At 48.8% G+C, this 21,969-nt stretch carries 19 protein-coding genes, 3 tRNA genes, 1 pseudogene and 1 riboswitch; of the genes and pseudogenes, 7 read left to right on the forward strand and 16 right to left on the reverse strand.

The features are described 5' to 3' along the window. Positions 1–131 (forward strand): annotated as a pseudogene (locus tag Q0R17_RS18505) (IS1595 family transposase); the annotation flags it as partial. Positions 132–702: 571 nt separating this feature from the next. Here the strand turns inward: Q0R17_RS18505 and Q0R17_RS18510 are convergent. Continuing rightward, the gene (locus Q0R17_RS18510) at positions 703–3,714 is read right to left on the reverse strand and encodes a DUF4214 domain-containing protein (RefSeq protein WP_293937778.1); all 3,012 of its coding nucleotides are present in this window, start codon (positions 3,712–3,714) and stop codon (positions 703–705) included. A 607-nt stretch (positions 3,715–4,321) separates the two neighbouring features. Here Q0R17_RS18510 and nagZ point away from each other — a divergent pair. Further along, positions 4,322–5,866 carry a beta-N-acetylhexosaminidase gene (gene nagZ / locus Q0R17_RS18515; RefSeq protein ID WP_293937780.1) on the forward strand — a complete coding sequence of 515 codons (1,545 nt, stop codon included), beginning with the start codon at positions 4,322–4,324 and terminating at the stop codon, positions 5,864–5,866. A 667-nt stretch (positions 5,867–6,533) separates the two neighbouring features. Then, positions 6,534–7,145: a PEP-CTERM sorting domain-containing protein gene (locus Q0R17_RS18520; RefSeq protein WP_293937782.1), complete on the forward strand. Its 612-nt coding sequence runs from the start codon at positions 6,534–6,536 to the stop codon at positions 7,143–7,145. Positions 7,146–7,258: 113 nt separating this feature from the next. On the opposite strand, the gene Q0R17_RS18525 is transcribed toward Q0R17_RS18520, so the two are convergent. Further along, a complete protein-coding gene (locus tag Q0R17_RS18525) occupies positions 7,259–7,864 on the reverse strand; it encodes a YitT family protein (RefSeq protein WP_293937784.1) in 606 nt (201 codons plus the stop codon). A gap of 180 nt (positions 7,865–8,044) precedes the next feature. On the opposite strand from Q0R17_RS18525, the gene Q0R17_RS18530 reads away from it, so the two are divergent. Beyond that, positions 8,045–8,602 carry a DUF5610 domain-containing protein gene (locus Q0R17_RS18530; RefSeq protein WP_293937786.1) on the forward strand — a complete coding sequence of 186 codons (558 nt, stop codon included), beginning with the start codon at positions 8,045–8,047 and terminating at the stop codon, positions 8,600–8,602. A gap of 44 nt (positions 8,603–8,646) precedes the next feature. Here Q0R17_RS18530 and gltX read toward each other — a convergent pair whose 3' ends face one another. The 14 genes from gltX to folD all read right to left on the reverse strand — a co-directional run bounded on the left by gltX (position 8,647) and on the right by folD (position 21,283). Then, a complete protein-coding gene (gene gltX / locus Q0R17_RS18535) occupies positions 8,647–10,032 on the reverse strand; it encodes a glutamate--tRNA ligase (RefSeq protein WP_293937788.1) in 1,386 nt (461 codons plus the stop codon). Positions 10,033–10,223: 191 nt separating this feature from the next. Continuing rightward, the gene (gene ribB / locus Q0R17_RS18540; RefSeq protein ID WP_293937790.1) at positions 10,224–10,874 is read right to left on the reverse strand and encodes a 3,4-dihydroxy-2-butanone-4-phosphate synthase; all 651 of its coding nucleotides are present in this window, start codon (positions 10,872–10,874) and stop codon (positions 10,224–10,226) included. Positions 10,875–10,970: 96 nt separating this feature from the next. Next, a riboswitch (FMN riboswitch) is annotated at positions 10,971–11,130 on the reverse strand. A 248-nt stretch (positions 11,131–11,378) separates the two neighbouring features. Further along, a complete protein-coding gene (gene nth, locus Q0R17_RS18545; RefSeq protein ID WP_293937792.1) occupies positions 11,379–12,029 on the reverse strand; it encodes an endonuclease III in 651 nt (216 codons plus the stop codon). Then, positions 12,026–12,277, reverse strand: coding sequence for a DUF2164 domain-containing protein (locus tag Q0R17_RS18550; RefSeq protein ID WP_293937794.1), 252 nt, complete (start codon positions 12,275–12,277; stop codon positions 12,026–12,028). The genes nth and Q0R17_RS18550 overlap by 4 nt, the downstream gene beginning before the upstream one ends. Before the next feature lie 58 nt (positions 12,278–12,335). Next, on the reverse strand, positions 12,336–12,491 hold the full coding sequence (locus Q0R17_RS18555; protein ID WP_293937795.1) for a hypothetical protein: 156 nt from the start codon (positions 12,489–12,491) through the stop codon (positions 12,336–12,338). Positions 12,492–12,511: 20 nt separating this feature from the next. Next, the gene (locus tag Q0R17_RS18560; protein ID WP_293937797.1) at positions 12,512–13,186 is read right to left on the reverse strand and encodes an electron transport complex subunit E; all 675 of its coding nucleotides are present in this window, start codon (positions 13,184–13,186) and stop codon (positions 12,512–12,514) included. A 72-nt stretch (positions 13,187–13,258) separates the two neighbouring features. Next, the gene (gene rsxG, locus Q0R17_RS18565; RefSeq protein ID WP_293937799.1) at positions 13,259–13,879 is read right to left on the reverse strand and encodes an electron transport complex subunit RsxG; all 621 of its coding nucleotides are present in this window, start codon (positions 13,877–13,879) and stop codon (positions 13,259–13,261) included. Between the two features lie 114 nt (positions 13,880–13,993). Further along, entirely contained in the window at positions 13,994–15,013 is a 1,020-nt protein-coding gene (locus Q0R17_RS18570) for an RnfABCDGE type electron transport complex subunit D (protein ID WP_293937801.1), read from the reverse strand. Between the two features lie 307 nt (positions 15,014–15,320). Next, positions 15,321–15,656, reverse strand: coding sequence for a hypothetical protein (locus Q0R17_RS18575; RefSeq protein ID WP_293937802.1), 336 nt, complete (start codon positions 15,654–15,656; stop codon positions 15,321–15,323). After that, positions 15,649–17,748 (reverse strand): electron transport complex subunit RsxC, encoded by a 2,100-nt coding sequence (gene rsxC, locus Q0R17_RS18580; RefSeq protein ID WP_293937804.1) that lies wholly within the window; start codon positions 17,746–17,748, stop codon positions 15,649–15,651. Before rsxC ends, Q0R17_RS18575 begins: the two co-directional genes overlap by 8 nt. Further along, on the reverse strand, positions 17,745–18,302 hold the full coding sequence (gene rsxB, locus Q0R17_RS18585) for an electron transport complex subunit RsxB (protein ID WP_293937806.1): 558 nt from the start codon (positions 18,300–18,302) through the stop codon (positions 17,745–17,747). The genes rsxC and rsxB overlap by 4 nt, the downstream gene beginning before the upstream one ends. 257 nt (positions 18,303–18,559) lie before the next feature. After that, positions 18,560–19,141: an electron transport complex subunit RsxA gene (gene rsxA / locus Q0R17_RS18590; protein ID WP_293937808.1), complete on the reverse strand. Its 582-nt coding sequence runs from the start codon at positions 19,139–19,141 to the stop codon at positions 18,560–18,562. Positions 19,142–19,351: 210 nt separating this feature from the next. After that, positions 19,352–20,371, reverse strand: coding sequence for a quinone-dependent dihydroorotate dehydrogenase (locus Q0R17_RS18595; RefSeq protein ID WP_293937810.1), 1,020 nt, complete (start codon positions 20,369–20,371; stop codon positions 19,352–19,354). 57 nt (positions 20,372–20,428) lie between these two features. Then, a complete protein-coding gene (gene folD, locus Q0R17_RS18600) occupies positions 20,429–21,283 on the reverse strand; it encodes a bifunctional methylenetetrahydrofolate dehydrogenase/methenyltetrahydrofolate cyclohydrolase FolD (protein ID WP_293937811.1) in 855 nt (284 codons plus the stop codon). A 292-nt stretch (positions 21,284–21,575) separates the two neighbouring features. On the opposite strand from folD, the gene Q0R17_RS18605 reads away from it, so the two are divergent. The 3 genes from Q0R17_RS18605 to Q0R17_RS18615 all read left to right on the forward strand — a co-directional run bounded on the left by Q0R17_RS18605 (position 21,576) and on the right by Q0R17_RS18615 (position 21,966). Continuing rightward, positions 21,576–21,652: transfer RNA gene (locus tag Q0R17_RS18605), tRNA-Pro, on the forward strand. Between the two features lie 81 nt (positions 21,653–21,733). Next, positions 21,734–21,810, forward strand: a tRNA-Arg gene (locus tag Q0R17_RS18610). Positions 21,811–21,890: 80 nt separating this feature from the next. Beyond that, a tRNA-His gene (locus Q0R17_RS18615) sits at positions 21,891–21,966 on the forward strand. The last annotated feature ends 3 nt before the right edge of the window (positions 21,967–21,969 follow it).

Here is a 21,969-nt window from a genome sequence, read left to right on the forward strand (position 1 = left end):
GCTATTTGGCGGAAATGCAGTACCGATTTAATAGGCGTTTTGATTTATGCGCCCTTATTCCCCGCATGCTGCATGCCTTACTCATTGCTAAGCCTTGCCCGCGAGGGCGATTAACTGAGCAAGAGACATAATCAGGTAAATTTTTACTGGCCCAATATTCGCAAGCGCTCCAAACCGCGTATTCGGCTTGCTCTAAATATTCTGGATGATGAATAAATAAATCTCGGCGGCCTTTTTTTATGCCTAATAGCAAATAATTGGCACGCCCCGTAGTTTGAAATATCCCCCGCCCCTTAAACCGAACACCATCCCCCGGTTTGCTATTCCCCAAATCCATACGGCCTTCATAAGCTTGGCCCGATGCATATTCTTGTAAGGTTTTAAAGCCATCACTCTCGTGGCAAGCTTGCGCCAAAAAATGCGCATATTCCTGCGGGCTATCAATCTGATACTGCGGGCAAAAATTATTTATCCATTCCATTAAACTAGGCATCAGCTTGGTTTGCTTGCCAGCAATGGCTGCCAAATACTCAGTAGTAATCACGATCGCCATCTTGCCTCTCCTAGAAGAGCTTCTTTATAAGCCACGCTGCCCCACAAAAACAAAAACCCCACATCCTGAATAGATGCGGGGTTAGGGTAAGATAAAAATCTAGGAAAGCAGACTCTTTAAACAATTAATTGAGCCTGACTTCTTTGATTTTATGCCATAGCAGTAACGGCATTACTTGCAACAGTTAATGCACCAGCAGTTACACCAACCAATTTAATTAATACATCAGTGGCGGCAACAGCCAAAGTACCATCAGAAATATACATATAGGTATCTGCACCTTCCTGCCAAACGGTAGTTGCCCCTGCGGTAGCCTGCTGAGCAGCAGCTACTGCTGCCAAGTGGAGTGCGAATGTCGTATCCGCAGCATTAAAAGTAGCCACGCCAGCAGTTATAGTTGCTACGCCAGCCGCTGCAGCGGCTGTTTGAGCACCTAAAAGTAAAGCCGTTGCACTAATCGTATCAAAATTGGCACCTGCGGTTTTAGTGTAATCCGTAATGGTGTCAAAGTTAGTCGCGGATGGTAGGCCAGTAGATGCTGTTGTGAATACAAATGTATCAGCACCCGCCCCGCCCGTTAAGATATCCGCACCTGCACCACCAGTAATAGTGTCATTACCCGCCCCACCGATAATAGTATCGATCCCACCATTACCCGTTAAGACATCGTTACCCGCACCACCGGTAATAGCCACTGCACCCGTGGTGTTGGCAGAAACAAAGGTAACTGCTAGATTTGCAGCCGTGTCATCTGTTGCAGCCCCATCACCCACCACGCCAGATGCATCAAAAGTAGTAACAGCCACATTACCAGTGTTCGTTAAAGTTAAACCGTCATTACCGCTTACCATAATTTTAGTTGCGCCCGTAGCCACTAAAGTGGCGGTATCCACCGTGGCTACTACATTCGCCACAGTACCTGCATCAACCGTTTTAATGTTAATAGTTTCTACATTAGCAGCCGTTATCGAGCCAAATGCAACCACACCCGCTGTAGAGTTACTCAAGCTGATGTTCAATACATCGGTTGCCCCCCCTGCGGCGCCTGTTACATTCACGGTTTCTGCTGTGCTTGCACCAGTTAACGTCAATGTCCCAGTGCTAATCATATTATTCAGGGTTAATGCGGTCTGCCCAAGTGTGGTCACTTGGCTAACATTATTAATCCCAGATAAATCAACAGTATTCGTACCGCCACCTGTAGCCACACTAAGCACTTCAAAATTAGTGAACTTAGTGTTAAAGGTGCTGGTAAGACTAGCTGTAGCCGCATCAGCAGCAAGCATCGCAATAGTATCTGTACCAGTACCCGCATCGACCGACCCACCCGTGCCCACCAAACCCGCCGTGGTCACCATGTCATTGCCAGCCCCCATGGTAATGGCTTTAGTGGTTGCACCGAGCGAGACCGAATCATTACCTGCGCCGCCAGTAAATGCAGTACCCACGGCCAAAGCAGTACCCAAACTAGCACCTGCGGTATTGGTAACCGTTACACCAGTTAATGCGGCTAGCGTTTGGGCCGTTAAAGTCACCGCAGCATCACCTGAGATATTGAGCGTGGTCACCGCATCATTAACTAAACCAGCAATTGTCGAGGCCTTACTGGTTGATGCAAGATTAAGAGTGGTTATCCCACTGCTAGCCGCATAGGTAATCACACCAGCCGTAAGATCTGTAACGTTTAAAGCTTCAGTAGTCACGACCTTATTAGTCAGTGCACCTTGTGTAATGCCTAAAGTAGTACCTGTGCCCGATAAATTAACGGCTTTCAGCGCCCCTGAATTAATTGTAGAGGCCCCATAACTATTAAGAGTAACGGTGTCAATCATCCCTGCAGCCGTGGTTGAAGCGGCATTCACATCATTTATCGTTACAGCACCATTTACATGTCCAACTATTGCCACAACTGCAGCAACACCAGCCGAAGCCGCTGCGGCAGCTGTATCAGTGCCTGCCTTATCAGAAATCACAGAAACAGTGGTGGTACTGGTATTACCCGTAACGACTACTGCGCCGTCAGTTGCCGTAAACCCTGCTCCTGCAGTATTCGCGCCTTTTTGCGTCACACTCACGGCCGTACCACCAGTAACGGTAATAGTTCCACCTGTAGTTGCAGCAGAGCCTAAGATCGTTGAATTAACCGTTACCGCACCTGCTGCAGCTGTCGTTGCGCCAACAGCAATCGTACCCGCTGCAGTTGTTCCAGTATTAGTAACATTAACGGTTGAGCCACCATTAATTACTACCGCCCCCGTAGCTGTAGTATCAGTTAATGCGACGGCAGTCGTTGCTGCAGCGGTAAGAGTAACGACAGTTGGGGCCGTCACATTTAAAGCCGTCAGACCAGTCCAGCCCGTCGTATTTACATTTGTAGCCGTTGTAGTGGACGTCAGGTTAGCGGTTTCCACATTGACCACGGTAGCACCTGCCGGTATTGTAATCGCAGCAGTTTGCGTAATATTAAAGACATCAATACCTGCACCACCATCAATCTTATCGCCTGCGGTCCATGTCGCCACATTACCGCCAGTTTGTGCCTGTTCTGCCCCATTGATCACATCATTACCCGTAGTACCGGTAATGGTATCGATGCTGGTAGTTAAGTTAAAAGTGGTAACGGCTGGGGCCGCTGGGGTTAAAGCAGATACCTGCGCCGATACAGCAGTAGTCGACGCAGCTTGGTTTGCTGTCGTCACGGTTGCTAAGAAAGTACGCGCAGCAACTGCAGATGCATCACCAACATATTTCAAGATACCCGAAGCATCCGAGACAGCGGTAGTGTAAGCAGCTGCTACAGCCAATTTGGATGTGAGCGTTGTTAAATCTGTACCTGCTGCACCATTTAAAACGGACACTGCCATCGTGCCCACGGTTAGGCGGCCAGCACTGATTTCGTTCAGATAAAACTGCAAGCCAGCCGTTTCTGCCGCACGGCCAAATGCGGCTTGATACACCGCGCTAATTTGAGCACCTAATGACTGCGAGCCATATAAGGCTACGGATTCTGTTGAAGTAGCAAAAGCGGAGGCAATCGCCGAAGCTCCGCCATCTTTATCAAATTTTTCTGCCCAATATTGCTGCCCAGCATAGTCGGCTGGACGTTGATAGTAAGCGACATAGAGTTTTTGCACGAATGCGAGTGCTGCTGCTGTTGCCATTTTTACGAACTCCTAAAAGTTTATGTAAGCCACCATCCAGCTTTCCGCCAGAGCTTTTCCATAATGGATTGCGCTTCCGACAAATGCATTGTTCTCCTTCGCTATTTTTAAAAATGTGACTGCAAGCACAAAACGTAATTTAGGCTTGCTGTAAGGGGTAAACGGTGATCTTTATTAATTTAAAAAAACATAAGTATTTGTTTTAGTTGAATAAATAAATTAAATATTTAATGCCATTCAGTTATCAACTTGAGCAAGCCATAAAATAGCAATTTTCGACATTTATTTTGCTTACAAAAATTATGATAAACAGGCCTTTACAATATTTACATTCAAAATTTTTTGTAAGATACAAATAAAAATTCTTTCTTGGTATTGACTTCACATTTTTTTACATACCAATATCAAGTGGTGTAATGGATGAGGCTAGCCCCGCTTACACAAGCGCCCCTTAAAATCTCTGCAAAGAAATAGCTTTGCCCAGCTTGTCAAATCACAAAGCCACATAGGCCTTAAGCTGCTTGGCGTTTTACAATAAGTAAATTACTCATCAATTTAGCCGCTTGCTTTTGCAAAGCTTTTACTCGCCCCCTATTGGAGCCATACCATGCACGCTGCAGATTTATTACAGTCGCTCACCCTTAGCCAAAAAGTGGCGCAAATGTTTATGGTGGGCTTTGATGGCTTTGTGCCCAATGCGCATATTGAAACGATGCTTACGCAGCAGCAGATTGGTGGGGTTATTTTATTTAGGCGCAACGTGGCTGATGTGGAGCAAGTAGCGGCTTTAAATTTACATTTGCAGCAAATCAATGCGCGTTTTAGCTCTGTGCCACTATTAATAGGTATTGATCAGGAAGGCGGGATGGTGATGCGGATTGAAGATGGCGTCACCCCGCTGCCATCGGCAATGGCCTTTAAAAACACCGCCAACGTGGCCGATTGCACGGCGCTCACCCAAATCGGCAATGCGGAGCTTAAATCGCTAGGCATTAATATTAATTTTGCGCCGGTATTAGATATTAATAATAATCCGCAAAACCCCGTGATTGGCGTGCGCGCCTATGGCGAAACCGCTGGCGAAGTTTGCCAATTTGGCCTTGCCGCATTAAGCGGTATGCAAGCGGCGGGCATGGCGACAACCGGCAAGCATTTTCCTGGCCACGGCGATACGGCGGTGGATTCACATGTCGGTATGCCGGTGGTGGCACACGATAGAGCGCGTTTAGATGCAGTGGAGTTAGCGCCATTTTGTGCGGCATTTAATGCGGGGCTAGATGCATTGATGACCGCTCATGTGGCTTTTCCTGCCATTGAGCCAGATTTATCTATCCCTGCCACGCTTTCCCACGCGGTGCTCAGTGGCTTATTAAGAAATGAATTGGGCTTTAAAGGCGTGGTGATTACCGATTGCCTAGAAATGGATGCGATTGCCAAAGGCGTGGGCACGGTGACGGGGGCGGTGCAAGCCGTTCAGGCTGGGGCAGATATTGTGCTGATTTCGCATACGCCAAGCACTCAAACCGCCGCCTTGGCCGCCGTGCAAGCTGCAGTGGAGGCTGGCGAAATTAATATCGCCCAGATCAATGCATCGGTTCTGCGTATTTTGGCTTTAAAACAGCAATATCAGATGCAAAACTGGGCAAGTTTAGTGCCGTCTTTACAAGCCCCCAGCAGCATGGCGCTATCACAGCGCGTACACCAAGCCGCCATTACTGGCAGCGCTCGGCCATTAGATAAGAATCAACCGGTATTTTTAATCAGCGCCGAAGTGCGTGCGCATACAGAAATCGATGAAGTGGCGCTAGGCAAAACGCCAGAAGCGCGTAACTCACTAGCGCAACCTTTAAGCGAGCTAGGCTTTACCGTGAGCGAGCACTGGATTGCGCTAAGGCCCGACGCAGCGGAGCTAGATGCCGCCCTCACGCAAGCAGCCCTTGCCCAGCAAATTATTTTTGTTTCTTATAATGCAACGCTTAACCCAGAGCAGCAGGCCTTGATAACTGCTCTGCCACAAGACAAGCTCTGGCTAATCGCTGGGCGGCTGCCTTATGACTTAGATTTGGCCCCTCACGCGGCTGGCCGGTTAAGCTGCTGCGCCAATCGCCCTGCTGCTTTGCAGGCTATTGCGGAAAAATTAGCGGAAAAATAATCTCGTACATCCGTATTCATCTATAGAGGCTCAGCATTTTGATACAAATGCTGAGCTTTGCAATACAGCACTTCTTAGGGGCGCTGCTTGCTGCTCCCAATATGAACTAGGGGCCTGCAAGTAGCGCCCCTATATTTTGGGCGACTAAGGCTTTTGAATGCTTGTGGTAGAGCCAAACCTTGATGCTCGTGCTGCGGTGTAACGCCAAGCAATCAGTACATTATCCAATAATTTATGTGTGACCCCATTCACCCATCAGTATTTTTGACCGATACCAGTAATTCTTGCAATAAAAAATCAAAATTCTTTCACTTCACACAATAAAACCCAGAAACCCCATGCGCAGAGCCGCATCACGCTCAATATCAGCACAGCATCCCTTGTACTCATTGATTGTATGTATATCAAGGGGAGCTGCGATAGCACATGCCAATTTTTTATTTATATATCGCTAATACCAGATAAAAAAACCATAAGGAATCGCTTATTGAAATGACATCGCGTTCTCGGTACAAAGACAACCAAGGCAATCAAACAACGAGCAACAGAAGAGTTTTATTCACTGAGTACCCATGAAAAACCTCTGTTCATCATCAGTAAAAAATTGAACCTACACATTAAGCCATCTGCAAAAACAGATCGATTTAAACTTAAATTGGAAACGATCATGAGTACCTTCAAAAAAACTGCTGCCGTTGCTATTTTCGCTTTATTTAGCAGTGCCACTTATGCAACAAGTGCTTATGTTGATCAGTTTATTAGCTTTACTGATGGTGCAGGTGTAGATAAAAGCGCCAGCGCTCAAGGCGGTTTTAATAGCGCATATCCGGTATCTGTAAACCCAGCCATTGCCACTGGCGCACCAGTCACTGGCGAATGGGTTTCCTTACCTCAAGACTACATGGCCACCTACGGGTTTAATGGTCAACAAGCCACAGGCACTATTGGCATTTTCAGTGTGGCCAATGGCGCAAATGAAGTAGCCAGTGTATTTGGCCGCTTAAATAGCGCCGCAGCGTGGAGCCTTATCGGCACAGTAACGGAAGGTGGCGGCGTAGGACTAGGCCCACAATCATCATTTCTGACTTTAACTAGCGCAATTAGCCAAGTAATGGTTAAAAGCCATGGCAGTGCAGGTGCATCACCAGGATTTGACTTAATGGGTATTCAAGGCACAGGCATGGTTACAGCCCCCGTGCCTGAGCCAGAAACCTATGCCTTAATGGGTTTAGGCCTAATTGCAGTATTTGCCCACCGCCGTAAAGCAGCATATGTATAATTTTTAACATTTTTTCTAACACATAGGAAAAAAACCCCCATATGCATAGCGCTTATCTAGCATCAATAAAAAAAGGCCATTTATGGCCTTTTTTTATTTTTTAATAACATAACTCACATACCAATATAGCGATCTGGCCGATGATTAATAGCAATCGCTAAATTCAAGGCCAATGCGCCTAAAACAGAAATAAATAACTGTTTATAATTAACCACGCCAAAGCCTACGCATAAAATAACTAGATCAAACACCAATTGCACATAACCAGTGCGCCAGCCAAAGCGTTTTTGCAAATATAGCGCCAATACCGTAACGCCACCTAAGCTGGCTTTATGCCGAATCAGCATTAAAATACCCACCCCTGCCAATAACCCCCCCATTAATCCAGCGAACACGGGATTAATATCACCCAAATTAATTAAATTTGGCAGCCATCCACAAAGCAGCGCTAAGACTCCTACGCAAGCAAAAGTTTTAAGCGTAAATTCCTTACCTAACATGCGATAAGAAAATATATAAATCGGTAAATTAATCAAAAACAGCACTGTACCGTACGGCCAATGCGCAATATAGTGCAGCAAAAATGCTAAACCTGTAGCTCCGCCGGTAAGTAAGCCTGCCTGCTTAAAAAATTGAATTGCCAGCGCCATCAGTAAAACGCCAGTAAGTAGTCCTTGCAGATCTTCAAGAATAGTGTGGGACTGCTGAGGCTGAGACATACAAAACCGATAGAAATGAAAGCAGGCGCGCAGCATAGCGATGAATGCTAGGTGGGTAAACGGAAGTAAGTCGCAATCCTCACCGTTAATCGGTCGTGCCAGAATAATGCTGAAGTTATCCACGATTAATGCCGATAAACTGGCTTATCCGTAATGCAGAACTTAATAGGGAGTTTTATCGTGATTAACTCTGTTTCTCAAACAAATACCGTAAGCAATGCCACCATTATAAAAGACAACAAAGATGTAGAAAAAAAGCCCGCCCCCACCGAGGCCAGCATTCGCGCTCAAACCAATCAGCAGATCTTGCAAGCTTCTTTACAGGTATCGATTAGCAGCGGTGATAAACCAATGCAACTGCTGTTTCGCAACGCAATTGATAAGATTAATGACGTGCTGAAGCCAGAATTTGGCGACGATGCAATTAAAAATGCCACGAACCAAGATAACTCTCCCGAGGGTACCGCTGGGCGAATTATTGCACTTTCTACTGGGTTTTATGAGGCATTTGCTAAGCAAAGACCTGGGCAAGATCCCGATAAAATTGCTGCAGAATTTACCAAGGTGATTCGTGGCGGCGTAGAAGAAGGCTTTAAACAAGCCAAAGACATTCTCAAGAGCTTACAAGTGCTAGACGGAACCATTGCCAGCAATGTAGACAAAACCTATGAATTAGTACAAAAAGGTTTGGATGATTTCTTAGCAAGCAAAACCAAAAAGCCAGAGCAAGCCGCTTAGAGCCATATTTAGGGCACGGCACGCCGTGCCCCTACGGACATTTATTAGCCCAAACGCTTCAACACTTCCGCCTTACCTAATAATGCCAAGACTGCATCTACCGAAGGGGTATGCGTTGTGCCGCATACTTTGGCACGCAGTGGCATGCCCACTTGGCCCATTTTTACGCCTTGCGATTTGCAGAACTCTTTAATAAAGGCTGAAATACTGGCTGTATCCCACACTTCCAAACCTGCAATTTCAGCAGCAAATGCGGCAAGGCGGGCCAGATCATCTGCGCCTAAATGCTTAGCAATAATCTCATCCGAAGGGGTGAGCGGCTGGTAAAAGTAAGTTGCTTCTGTGGCCAGCTCTACAATGGTTTGCACTCGCTCTTTTAAGAGCGCCACTACAGCTACTAAAGCAGGGCCAGCCGTCAGATCAATACCCTTTTCATCCAAGAAACGCTTAGCCAAGTCAGCAAGGCGAGCGGTATCCGCGGCCTTAATATGCTGAGCATTCAGCCACAGTAGTTTTTCTTTATCAAAGCGGCTTGGGCTGGCGGATACATCTTTTAGATCAAACCATTCTACAAACTGCGCCATGGTAAACAGCTCATCGTCACCGTGGCCCCAGCCCAAACGCGCTAGGTAATTAAGCAGTGCTTCGGGTAAATAACCCGCGCTATCGTAATCGACCACACTCACCGCGTCGCGGCGCTTCGATAATTTTTGACCTTGATCGTTATGAATCATGGGCAGGTGAGCAAATTGCGGCAGCGGCGCGCCCAGCGCATTAAAAATATGAATCTGCCGCGGGGTGTTGTTGACATGATCGTCACCGCGAATTACTTGGGTAATGCCCATATCCCAATCATCCACCACCACGCAGAAGTTATAGGTTGGGGTGCCGTCGGTACGGGCGATAATCAAATCGTCTAGCTCAATATTGCCGATTTCAATCCGACCCTTCACTAAATCATCCCAAGCCACCACGCCATCTAACGGCGTTTTAAAACGCAATACCGGCTGCACACCGGCTGGCGGTGTTGGCAAGGTTTTGCCTGTCTCAGGTCTCCAGCGGCGATCGTACTTGGCTTTTAAGCCCAGCGCTTCTTGCTCGCTGCGCATGGCATCGAGCTCTTCTTTAGACATATAGCAGTGATAAGCGTGACCGCTGGCTAAGAGCTGCTGCACCGCTTCTCTGTAGCGATCCATGCGCTGCATTTGGTAAAACGGGCCTTCATCGTAATCAATGCCTACCCAGTGCATGCCATCCAGAATCGCTTTAACGGATTCTGGTGTCGAGCGTTCTAAATCGGTGTCTTCAATCCGTAGCACAAAAGCGCCGCCATTTTTGCGTGCGTGCGCCCAAGAAAACAGCGCGGTGCGCACACCACCAATATGTAACAAGCCCGTAGGACTAGGGGCAAAACGAGTACGTACAGTCATGACAGCTACCAAGAGAATAGAGCGAGGAAGGGGATATTGTAGCCGCTAGGCGCAAAGCCGCCTACCAAGCTCATCAGACTGGCCACACAAAAGCCGCAAAAATCACGCATAAGCCGCGATTTTTGGCCCACAAGCAGCAAGTGCCCTTAGCAAAGCATGCAAGGACGCTCGCTCCTTATGGATTGATAACCTTACTTAGCCTGCTGCAAGCGATATTCAACCAACTCAGCAATGCTCAGCACTTGCAAGCCATGCTCTGCGGCGTAACGAGTGATATCGTCACCACGCGCCATCGTGCCATCTGGATTCATCAGCTCGCAGAGCACCGCAGCAGCTTGCAAACCTGCTAATACCGCTAGATCAACCGAGCCTTCGGTATGGCCGCGCCGCGCCAATACACCACCGGCTGTAGCACGTAGCGGGAAAACATGGCCAGGGCTGGCAAGATCTTCCGGCTGAGCGCCTTGGGCAATCGCCGCCTTAATGGTGGTCACCCGATCGGCGGCCGATACGCCGGTGCTGACTCCGTGCCGCGCCTCAATCGACACGGTAAACGCCGTGCTAAAGCGGCTTTGGTTATCTGTCACCATAGGCGGCAATTGCAAATGCCTGAGGGTTTCATCCGGCAGGCACAGGCACACAATGCCGCTGCCATCACGGATCATTTGCGCCATAGAGCGATCGGTGATTTTTTCGGCAGCGACGATTAAATCGGCCTCGTTTTCGCGGTCGAAATCATCCATCAATAAAACGGGCCGCCCTTGGCGCATATCAGCCAAAGCCTGTTTAAAGCGGATTGGAAAAGTACTTTGGATAGGATTTGAAACAGCTTCGATCAACATAAAGAAACGCTCTCGCAATATAAAGGGGCGAAAAACGGTTCAGGGAGTGGGACAGCAGCAAGCTAGCCGCCATAAGCCTATGGCAGGCAGATTGCCGCGCATCTTCTTTCATCCGGACTATCACCGTCGGCTCTGGAATTAAACCAGATCTGCTGACCCTCCCACTTGGGGAAGCGCTCGCGGGCTTGTTGATTGTTTTTGAGAAAACAACCCACTTACCGCCGGTGGGGAGTTGCACCCCGCCCTGAAGACGTACGACTTTGGATGATTAATCCAAGCTCTATTGTCGATCCTTGCAGTGCAGCATGTCCAGCCCAAACGGGAAAACACTTACAAAAAACCTAGGTAATGTTGAAAGCTTTTCCTGACTATGCTTCTTGCTCAATCTCATTATAAATATCGTAGGGCGGGTGAAACCCGCGTGTTTATTCGGCATTGCTCGCGGGTTTCACACCCTACAAACTCCAAAATCAAGCTGCCGAAGACACTAAAAAAAACAAGTGCCTAGCGCCCCGGTGGTGGAGTGATTTGCTTGGGTTTGTAATCGCAAACATCATTCACTACGCAGCTCCAGCATTCGGGCTTACGAGCTTTACACACATAGCGGCCATGCAAAATCAACCAGTGGTGAGCGTTGAGTTTAAACTCGGCAGGAGTGTTTTTTAACAGCTTTTCTTCGACAACTTTGACATCCTTGCCAGGTGCTAAACCGGTGCGATTAGATACGCGGAAGATATGCGTATCCACTGCAATGGTCGGAATCCCAAACGCCGTATTCATCACCACATTGGCGGTTTTTCTGCCCACACCTGGCAGCGCTTCTAGCGATGCTCTATCTCTTGGCACTTCACTGCCGTGCAGCTCTATCAGCATGCGACAGGTTTCCAGCAAGTGCTTAGCCTTGCTGTGATAAAGGCCTATCGTCGCAATATAGGATTCCAGCCCTTCTACGCCTAAAGCCAGAATGGTTTCGGGCGTATTAGCCACCGGGAATAAGCGCTTAGTCGCCTTATTCACCCCCACATCCGTAGCTTGGGCGGAGAGTAATACCGCCGTCAGCAGCTCAAAGGGGCTGCTGTAGTTAAGCTCAGTCGTTGGGTTGGGATCAAGATCTGCAAGACGCTGGTAAAAAATCCGCCGAGTTTCTTTATTCATTTTTTATTCCAAAAACTCATTTCCGGCTCAAAGCAGCTCCCCGGCATATCAAGAGCTTTTTCTTGCATATACGCTTGAGCGTCGGCAATGGCTTGGTTGTAAACGCTGGGGGCGATCTCTTGCATAAAGAAATCGAGCAGCATTCCAGCCTGCATATTGCCAATGGGCTCATCCATATTTTTATCAAAATAGTGCTTAATAGATTTGACCAATAAGGCTTCGGCTTCTTTGCTTATTTTTAATGCCATTTGTATGAATCCATCCAAAATATATTATTAACCTGCAAAGATTTTTAGCTTAACTTGCCTATTTATCTTGATCACAGCTTATCGCCTCCCATTCATCCCATGGCTCACGCATGAGCTGAATGTTGTAATAGATGCCAACAGCCAGCATGCCGATTCCCAAAACCAACACCGCTAGCTTGCCCCAAAAGCCAAGATTGAGCAGCCACCAGGTCATGGCCGCCAGATAAGCCAATCTCAATGAATCGCCGCAACATTGGCCAGTAATCCTGCTTTGGCTTGAAGACGCTTATCCATGGCGGTTTTCACCGCAATCAACAGGCCAAGCCCAATAAATGCCCCTGGCGGTAAGATGGCGAGTAGAAACTGATAATGCATGTCGGCGGGAATAATATGAATCGTCCAGGCTTGCGCCTTAGGGCCAAACACCAGATCAATGCCGGAAAGCAAAGTGCCCTTACCCACCAGCTCACGCATTCCCCCAAGCACAGCCAGCACCAACGTCAGGCCAATGCCCATAAAGAAGCCATCTAGCGCTGAATCCCAAACGCTATTCTTGCTGGCAAACGCCTCCGCCCGCGCCAACACGATGCAGTTAGTGGTAATCAGCGGGATAAAAATCCCCAGCACCACATATAGGCCATGCGCGTAAGAGTTAAACAATAAATCCACCACGGTAACCAAGGCGGCAATAATCAGAATAAAAATCGGGCTGCGCAATTCATTGGGCACAAACTGGCGAATCGCCGCAATGGCCGCGCCCGACACCAGCATTACAAGGCTAGTCGCCAACCCCAGCGACACACCATTCACAATATTGCTCGACACGACCAACACGGGGCACATGCCCAAAATCTGCACCAGCCCAGCATTTTGCTTCCAAATGCTGTTGCGAATAATTTCATTGCTCACTTTATGCTCCAATTACTTACATGTACCACACGTGATCAACCATCTCTTTACGCGTGGGCACGAGTGCCCACGCTACAAAAACAGCTGTGGCTGCTTCGCTACGTATTCCAACACCCGCTTTACCGCCGCCGTAACCGCACGAGGGCTGATGGTGGCACCCGCCATATAATCAAAACCACCACCGTCTTTTTTTACTTTCCACAAATCTGCGTTTTGCGGGGTGAGTTCGCGGCCTTTGAATTGCTCTACCCATGAAGATTTAGCCGCGTCGATATAATCCCCCAACCCAGGTGTTTCTTTGTGCGCCACCACTCGCACCCCCAGCACCTGCCCGTCTTTTGCCACGCCAACCAGCAGTTTAATTTTGCCTGCATAGCCATCAGGGGCTGTGGCTTCAAATACGGCAGCCTCTGTTTTGCCAGCCTTTTTAGCCAGATAAACATAGCTATCGCCATCATTGCCCAAGGCTTTGCCATCCCCCGCAGACAACAGCTTTGCGTCTTTCAGCAGATTATTATCAAAACTTTTGGCAGGTAACACTTGGGCAATCAGCGCCACTTTGGCTTTTTCTTCATTAAACAAGACTTTTTTGCGGGTCAGCTGATAAGTGCCCGCCATTAAGGCAGTAAACACCACCGCAAACAAAAACAGCGTCGCCGCACCACGTACCCCATTGGCAAACATGGTTTTCATTTATTTCTCCCTAATAGCTACAAACACAACCCAATTCTTAAAACACGGAGAAAAACCTAATAAATAAAGTTTTCTCCGTGAAACTCCGTGTTTCAAGGTGTGGGTTGATTTATCTTATGTTTTCGCTTTACGCCCAAAAACCGGCGGTTGGGTATATTGGTCGATAAAAGGCGTAGCGATATTCATGATCAGCACGGCAAAGGCCACGCCATCGGGATAAGCACCAAACACTCGGATCATATAAGTCAGCAGCCCAGCTAAAGCGGCAAAGATCAGCCTGCCGCGTGGCGTGGTCGGTGCAGTTACGGGGTCGGAAACTATAAAAAATGCCCCCAAAATGGCCGCGCCGCTAAAGAGGTGAAACCATGGCGGGCTGTAATTAGCTGGATCAATGCCGTAAAACACACTGGCGGTCAGCATAAAAGCACCCAAGAATCCCACTGGAATCTGCCAAGGAATGAGCTTTTCTCGCAGTAAATATAAGCCACCCAACAAGAAACCCGCCGCTGCCCATTCACTGCCCACGCCAGCCAGATTGCCAAATAGCGGTGCGCCCATTACATCTGCCAAAGCCTGATGCGCTTTTAAACCAGTTTTAATGGTATCTAGCGGCGTGGCCGAGGCCATGGCATCAAAAGCCGCTGGCACTGCTCCGCTAAAAATCGTGATCACTTGAGTGATGCTATCCAGATGCGGCATATCCAGCGCTAAAGGCGCAGCCCAGCGCGACATTTGCGCGGGGAAAGACACAATCATCACCGCAAAGCCCACCATGGCTGGGTTAAACGGATTTTGCCCCAAGCCGCCATATAAATGCTTGGCTAAGCAAATAGCAATCAAGCTAGCCAGCACCACCACCCACCACGGAGCAAGCGGCGGCATAGACAACGCCAGCAGCAATGCGGTTACCGCAGCCGAGCCATCTAAAATAAACGGTTTGATCGGGTAGTTGCGCAGCTTTAAGCAAGCCGCCTCCGCCAGCAGCGCCGTCAGCAGCGCCAGAGTAATCTGCACCAACACACCCACGCCAAAAGCCCAGGTCATTGCGGCAATGCCTGGCACCAAGGCCGCAGCCACCTTGAGCATCACCACTTGCAGCGGCGTCGGTTTAATAAAAAAGGGCGATGTGTTCATTTACATCCTTATGTTTTTGGGCACGCCATGCCGTGCCGCTACGATGCTTTTCTTGTTCCTAATTAGCGGGATAGCTTTCAAATTTTAAATATATGAAAAGCGTCATCCCCGAGTGTTTTTACCGAGGATCCAGCTATTTAGAGTACAGCGTAACTGGATTCCCGCCTTCGCGGGAATGACGCTTCAGTAAGCTGAGCGAAGTCGCTAATCAGGTTCTTGTTTAAGGCTAGAAACCCGCTTACACCTTATCGTATGGCAAATCATCCACATCGATGCCGATAAAATCGGGCTCTGGGTCTTGGCTAAACTACACGGCCTGTATCGCTGTTTGGCCTTGCATCAAAGCTTTAGCCACTCGGTGCATGCCGTCCATTACTCTGCCGTTTTGCGACAAAATAATGGGGAAGCGCAGATCTGTCTCATTAATTAATTTGGCGTGTTCGCTAATGGCGCGGCAAGTTGGCACGGCTCCACCCTCGTCAAACCAGTAACTCTGATCTAACTCAGCAATCTGCTCCAGCGACACGCTGATTACGGCAAACTTTGCGCTCAGCTTAATCAAGCGGTGCACATCCCAAGCCTTTAAACCCTGCTCTGATGCACGTAAATGATATTGCTTTCGCATCAACTCAAGATCATTCATCTTTAGCCGCCTTGGCAGCTTTGGCCGCCATCGCCGCTTCAATACGCGCTTGGCGCTCTGCGGCCAGTGCAGCTTTTTCCTCAGGGCTCATTGCGGCAAGACGGGCTTTTTCTGCATCTCTTTTGGCCATAGCGGCCCGAATTTTGGCTGCTTTTTCTTCATCAAGTGAAGGCGCTGGCGCTTCAAGGGGCGCTACGCTTTCTGCTTTTCTTAGTGCCGCAGCGGCTTTAGCCTCGGCGATTTCCGCCTGCTTGGTGGCCTCCCACTCACTGCGCTCTTCTGGGCTCATCGCTGCAATGCGGGCTCTTTCTTCACGGCGCTTATCAAGGATTTCTTTGGTGCGATCGGTTTTATCTAAGCTGCTAACAGGGATATTTTGTGCGGGAGCCGCTGCTTGCTCTTCGCGGCGAACCACCGGCACAGCGGCCTCCGCTTCCACTTTTTTCGCTGCAGCTCTAGCCATTGCCGCCGCAATTTTGGCTTTTTTCTCGGCAGCTAATTGCGCTGCTTGATCGGCATCGGTAGCAACAACGCCCACATCACTGGCTGATGATTCGCTAGCGCTCGCCGTTCTAGCCATCGCGGCTTTAATCTTGGCAGCGCGAATAGCGTCTTCCGGATCATCAGAAGCTACGGCCTGTGCTAGCTTTTGTGAGGCTTTGGCGGCAAGGCGCTCGGCTTTTTCTTGTTTCTCGCGCTCGGCGCGAAATTCTCTAAACTCAAAACGCTCACGTGCTAAATCGGCGGCATGTTTGGTTTTTTCAGCGGCCCATATTTCAGACTTTGCAAAGCGGTAGTAATCCACCAAGCGGATATTGCTGGGGCAAACATAGGCGCAAGCGCCGCATTCGATGCAATCAAATAGATTGCGCTCCTGCGCTTTGCCAAAGTTTTTGCTTTTGGCAAACCAGAATAAATCCATAGGCTGCAGTTCGGCAGGGCAAGCTTCGGCGCATTTGCTGCAACGGATACAGGGCATTTCACGCGGTTTTTCAGGAAAATCTACTGGCGACTTGGCAATCACACAATTACCCGCCTTGCTCAGCCCCACTTCTAAAGATGGCAGCTCAAAACCCATCATTGGGCCGCCATAGATATAGCCGCTACTGCCTTTATCCCCCGCTTCTTTTAATAGATATTTAAGCGGCGTACCGATCAACGCCTCCACATTACCTGGCCGCTCTACATTGCCGGTAATCGTCACCACGCGGCGAATCACCGGCTCGCCATGCGCCAGCGCGCAATAAATACTGTGAATGGTGGCCACATTAAAACACTGCACGCCCAAATCCGTTGAGCGCACACCGCCTGGCACTTCGATATCGCACAGTAATTTGATTAACTGTTTAGCACCACCCGAAGGATAAAGCGTAGGCACCAGCACCACCTCAATTGCTGCAACCGCGTGGCTTTGGTTGGCGGTAATGGCTAAGCGCAGTGCAGCTGCGGCCTCTGGCTTATTATCTTCAATGCCAATTTTGACCTGCTTAGCATTTAACAGCTGCTGCACCATCAGGATTCCGGCGATAATTTCGCTGGCACGCTCACGCATAATACGGTCGTCGCAGCTGATATAAGGCTCGCACTCCGCGCCATTAATCACTAGCGTCTCAATCGCTTGAGCATTGAGCTTGAGATGCGACGGAAACACCGCGCCGCCTAGCCCTACCACGCCCATCTCACGCAAATAATCACGCACCGCCTTGGGAGCAGCGTTTCTCCAATCAAATAGCGTTTTTGTAATCCACTCGTCTTTGCCATCAGCTTTCAACGTAATACACAGATCAGCAAGGCCGGAAGGATGAGGCACTTGATGCTCGCCTATAGCGATAATCTCGCCTGAAGTAGGCGCATGAATGGCGGCCGAAACCATGCCATCAGCGCTAGCCAGCTGCTGGCCTTTTAATACCCGCTCGCCTACCACCACGAGTGGTTTTGCAGGGTTACCAATGCTTTGCTGCAAGGGTAAAATTAAAAATGGCGGCAGCGCCGCTGCGCGGATTGGCGTACGGTTGGACTCGGTTTTATGCTCTGGCGGATGAACACCGCCATGAAAAGTCACGACCTTCATCACTTGGTTGGTTTGAGTCATGATTTAACTTTGATGGGGATAACAGGGTAGCGCCAACGCCAGTTATTGACCGTTATTCCCACCGGCACAATATCAATACAATCCACTGGGCAAGGGGCGACACAAAGCTCACAGCCAGTGCATTCGGCGGCGATCACAGTATGTAAATGCTTGGCCGCGCCGACAATGGCATCCACAGGGCAAGCCTGAATACAGAGCGTACAGCCGATGCAAACCGCTTCATCAATCAAAGCAACGGATCTTGGCTTTTCAACGCCATTTTCGGCATTCAGCGGTTTAAACTCTTTACCCAGTAACTCAGCCAACTTACGGATACCATCCTCACCACCTGGCGGGCAGCAATTGATATCGGCCTCTTCATTGGCAATCGCCGTGGCATAGGGCTTACAGCCAGGAAAACCACACTGACCACACTGGGTTTGCGGCAAGATCGCATCGATCTTATCCACTAGCGGGTCTTCATCCACCTTAAACTTGATCGCAGCAAAGCCCAGCACCGCACCTAATATCAGCGCCAAAATAGCCATTAAAACGATGGCCAGTAAAAAAGACATAGCTTTCCTATAAATGATTGCAGATCACAACTTACAAACCCAAATCTTGAACCACGGAGGACACCGAGAACACGGAGGGGCACGGAGAAAACCTGGGAATTAATGGAGTAATGATAAAATAAGGATCCCCCGAAGAGGGCGTAGATTGAAAATCAAATCCATTTCTACGTAATGCCTTCATCAGTTCTTGATATCTTGTAGGTTTTCTCCGTGTAACTCTGTGTCCTCCGTGCTCTCCGTGGTTCAAGATTTGGGTTTTACCGCACCAAGCCAGCGAATCCCATAAACGCCAAGCTCATCAGCCCCGCCGTGATAAACGCCACCGGCGTGCCTTTAAAAAACTCAGGGATATCCGCGCCTTCCAGCCTTTCGCGCATGGCGGCAAATAGGATGAGCACTAGGCTAAAGCCCACGGCAGAGCCAAAGCCAAATAGTAGTGATTCTACAAAGTTGTACTTTTGCGCCGAGCTAATCAGTGGCACACCCAGTACGGCGCAGTTAGTGGTAATGAGCGGCAGATAAATCCCCAGCGCCTGATACAGCACTGGGCTGGCTTTATGGATAAACATTTCAGTGAATTGCACGATGGCGGCAATCACCACAATAAAGGCCAGCGTGCGCAGGCATTCTAGCTGCCAAAAGATCAGAATCTGATCGATCATCCATGACGTGCCCGAGGCCAGCGTCAGCACAAAGGCCGTGGCTAGCCCCATGCCTATCGATGCCTCCAGCTTTTTGGATACGCCCATAAACGGGCACAGCCCCAGAATACGCACCAACACCGCATTATTAACCAGCACCGCGCCCAGAAGCAGCAGTAAATAGTGTTGCAAATCCATTGTTTATCCAAATGGCAAAGCGTGCTCACGCAAATCAAATAACAAGCAAACTCAGCTTAGTTAGTACATGAGCCAAGTCTTAAACCACAGAGGGCACAGAGTTACACAGAGCAAAGGGCAGATGGATCTCAGGCCTTTTTTCTCTGTGGAGCTCTGTGCTCTGCGTGCTCTCTACGGTTCAGGATTTAATTTAGCCCGCCATTGCAGCAATTACATCGCAGCAATCGCCTCAGCACAATCGCTAACCAGCTGCGGGCCTTCGTAGATCAGGCCGCTATAAACCTGCACCAAGCTTGCTCCGGCACGGATTTTTTCTACGGCGTGTTCGCCTTTAAAAATGCCGCCCACACCAATAATAGGCAAAGCACCATCTAGCGCTTCGGCCAGATCACGAATCACCTTGGTGGATTTTGCCCGCACCGGCGCACCGGATAAACCACCGGCCTCTTGCCCATGCTTTAGGTGCTCTACCCCAACTCGGGATAAGGTAGTATTGCTGGCGATCACCGCATCAATCCCACTCGCCACTAGGCGCTCGGCGATATCCTGCACTTGGTTGCTGTCTAAATCCGGCGCTATTTTGAGGGCAAGTGGCACATAGCGGCCATGACGATCCGCAAGCTCGGTTTGTTTTTGCTTTAATGCCTTTAATAAACGGCCTAATTCATCCGCCCCCTGCAGCTGGCGCAGGTTTTTGGTATTGGGGCTAGAGATATTTACCGTTACGTAGCTGGCGTGTTGGTAGGCTTTATCTAAGCAGATCAGATAATCATCAACGGCGTTTTCAATCGGCGTATCCGCATTTTTGCCGATATTGATGCCTAAAATACCTTGGTAATTACTGTTTTTAACATTTTCAATCAGCTTATCTACACCGTCATTATTAAAACCCATACGGTTGATAATGCCTTCAGCCTCGGCAAGACGAAACAGCCGTGGCTTAGGATTGCCAGGCTGTGGGCGTGGCGTAATCGTGCCAATCTCTAAAAAGCCAAAGCCAAGCTCGGCCATTGCATCGATATGATCGCCATTTTTATCCAGCCCAGCGGCAAGCCCCACCGGATTAGGGAAATCCAAGCCCATCACAGAGACAGGGCAATCTACAACGGTAGGCGTAAACGAGCGCAAAAAACCTAAGCTATGCAAAGCATGCAAGCCGGTAAACGCAGCGGCATGGGCTTTTTCGGCATCAAGTAAAAAAAGAAAAGGTTTAGCAAGCTGATAAGACATGAAGGGATACGTCCAGCAAAGAATGGGCGGGTGGGTAAAACCCACCCAAAAAGTGACTTAACCCTTGCGGTTTACGCAAGCATCAAAGGTGTTTTGCATCAGCGTTGCCACGGTCATCAAACCCACACCACCTGGCACCGGAGTAATCCACGCGGCTTTTTCTTTTGCCACATCAAATTCAACGTCACCACAGAGCTTACCGTTTTCTAATCGATTGATGCCCACATCAATCACAATCGCGCCAGCCTTAATCCACTCACCCTTTACAAAATTTGGGATACCCACGCCAGCCACCACAATATCTGCACCACGTACTTTGCTTTCTAAGTCTTTGGTTTTGCTATGGCAGATGGTAACGGTAGCGCGTGCCAGTAAAAGCTCTAAAGCCTGTGGGCGACCTACGATATTAGATGCGCCTACGATGACAGCGTCTTTACCAACGATATCAATGCCGGTGCGCTCCAATAAAGTCATCACACCACGGGGTGTACACGGGCGCAGCAAAGGCATTTTTAAAGCGAGGCGGCCAATATTATAAGGATGAAAACCATCCACATCTTTTACCGGATCGATCAGCTCGATGACTTTCTCTGCATTAATATGTTTTGGTAAAGGCAATTGCACCAAAATACCGTCGATCTCATCGTCTTGATTAAACTTAGCCACTAAGGCCAGTAAATCCGCTTCAGAAGTATCCGCTGGCAAATCAATATCAATAGAGCGAATTCCCGCATTGGCACACTGGCGCTTTTTATTACCTACATAGACTTGGGAAGCAGGGTCTGCCCCAACCAAAATCACGGCAAGTGCAGGAGCACGCAGGCCACTGGCAACACGGGCATCTACTTTGGCACGAACATCACTAACAATTTCGGCCGAAATCATTTTTCCGTCGAGAATTTTGGCTGTCATGGGTCAATCTCCTGCTGTTTCTATCGCAAAAAACGCATTTTCTCATGCAAAAGCCTCTAACCCAAACATTTCCTACATATATTTCAAAGTAAGCCATCTTGAACTAAGCAAGAAATTTCAAAAAATTTATCCTATATTTGAAATATTTTTCAAAACAAAAATCGTCTTAAAAAACAATACCTAGCGTAAGAATTAAGTTGTTTCCCAGCCAATTTATGCCGCCACCCCCAGAAAAAAGATCGCTAAGGAGCTTGACGCAATAAAATCCGCACAGTATATTGCGTCCTCTGTTCGGGGCGTAGCGCAGCCCGGTAGCGCATCTGCTTTGGGAGCAGAGGGTCGTGAGTTCGAATCCCACCGCCCCGACCAGAACTTATTCTTATGTGATAAGTTGTTTCAAAGTAAGAACTTATTTACCCAGATAAGTAGTTTATAGTACGGTTGTACAGTGTGCCCGTAGCTCAACTGGATAGAGCAACGGCCTTCTAAGCCGTAGGTTACAGGTTCGATTCCTGTCGGGTGCGCCAAGTGTGTGATCGACTATTAAAACGAACCAAAATTTTAGTTTTAGACTTGTGGTAATAAGTCTTGAACGCACCGCTCAGCGGTGGCTGTAGCTCAGTTGGTAGAGTCCAGGATTGTGATTCCTGTTGTCGTGGGTTCGAGCCCCATCAGCCACCCCAGTA

The sequence above is a fragment of the Iodobacter sp. genome (assembly GCF_025352645.1).
Classification (GTDB): domain Bacteria; phylum Pseudomonadota; class Gammaproteobacteria; order Burkholderiales; family Chitinibacteraceae; genus Iodobacter.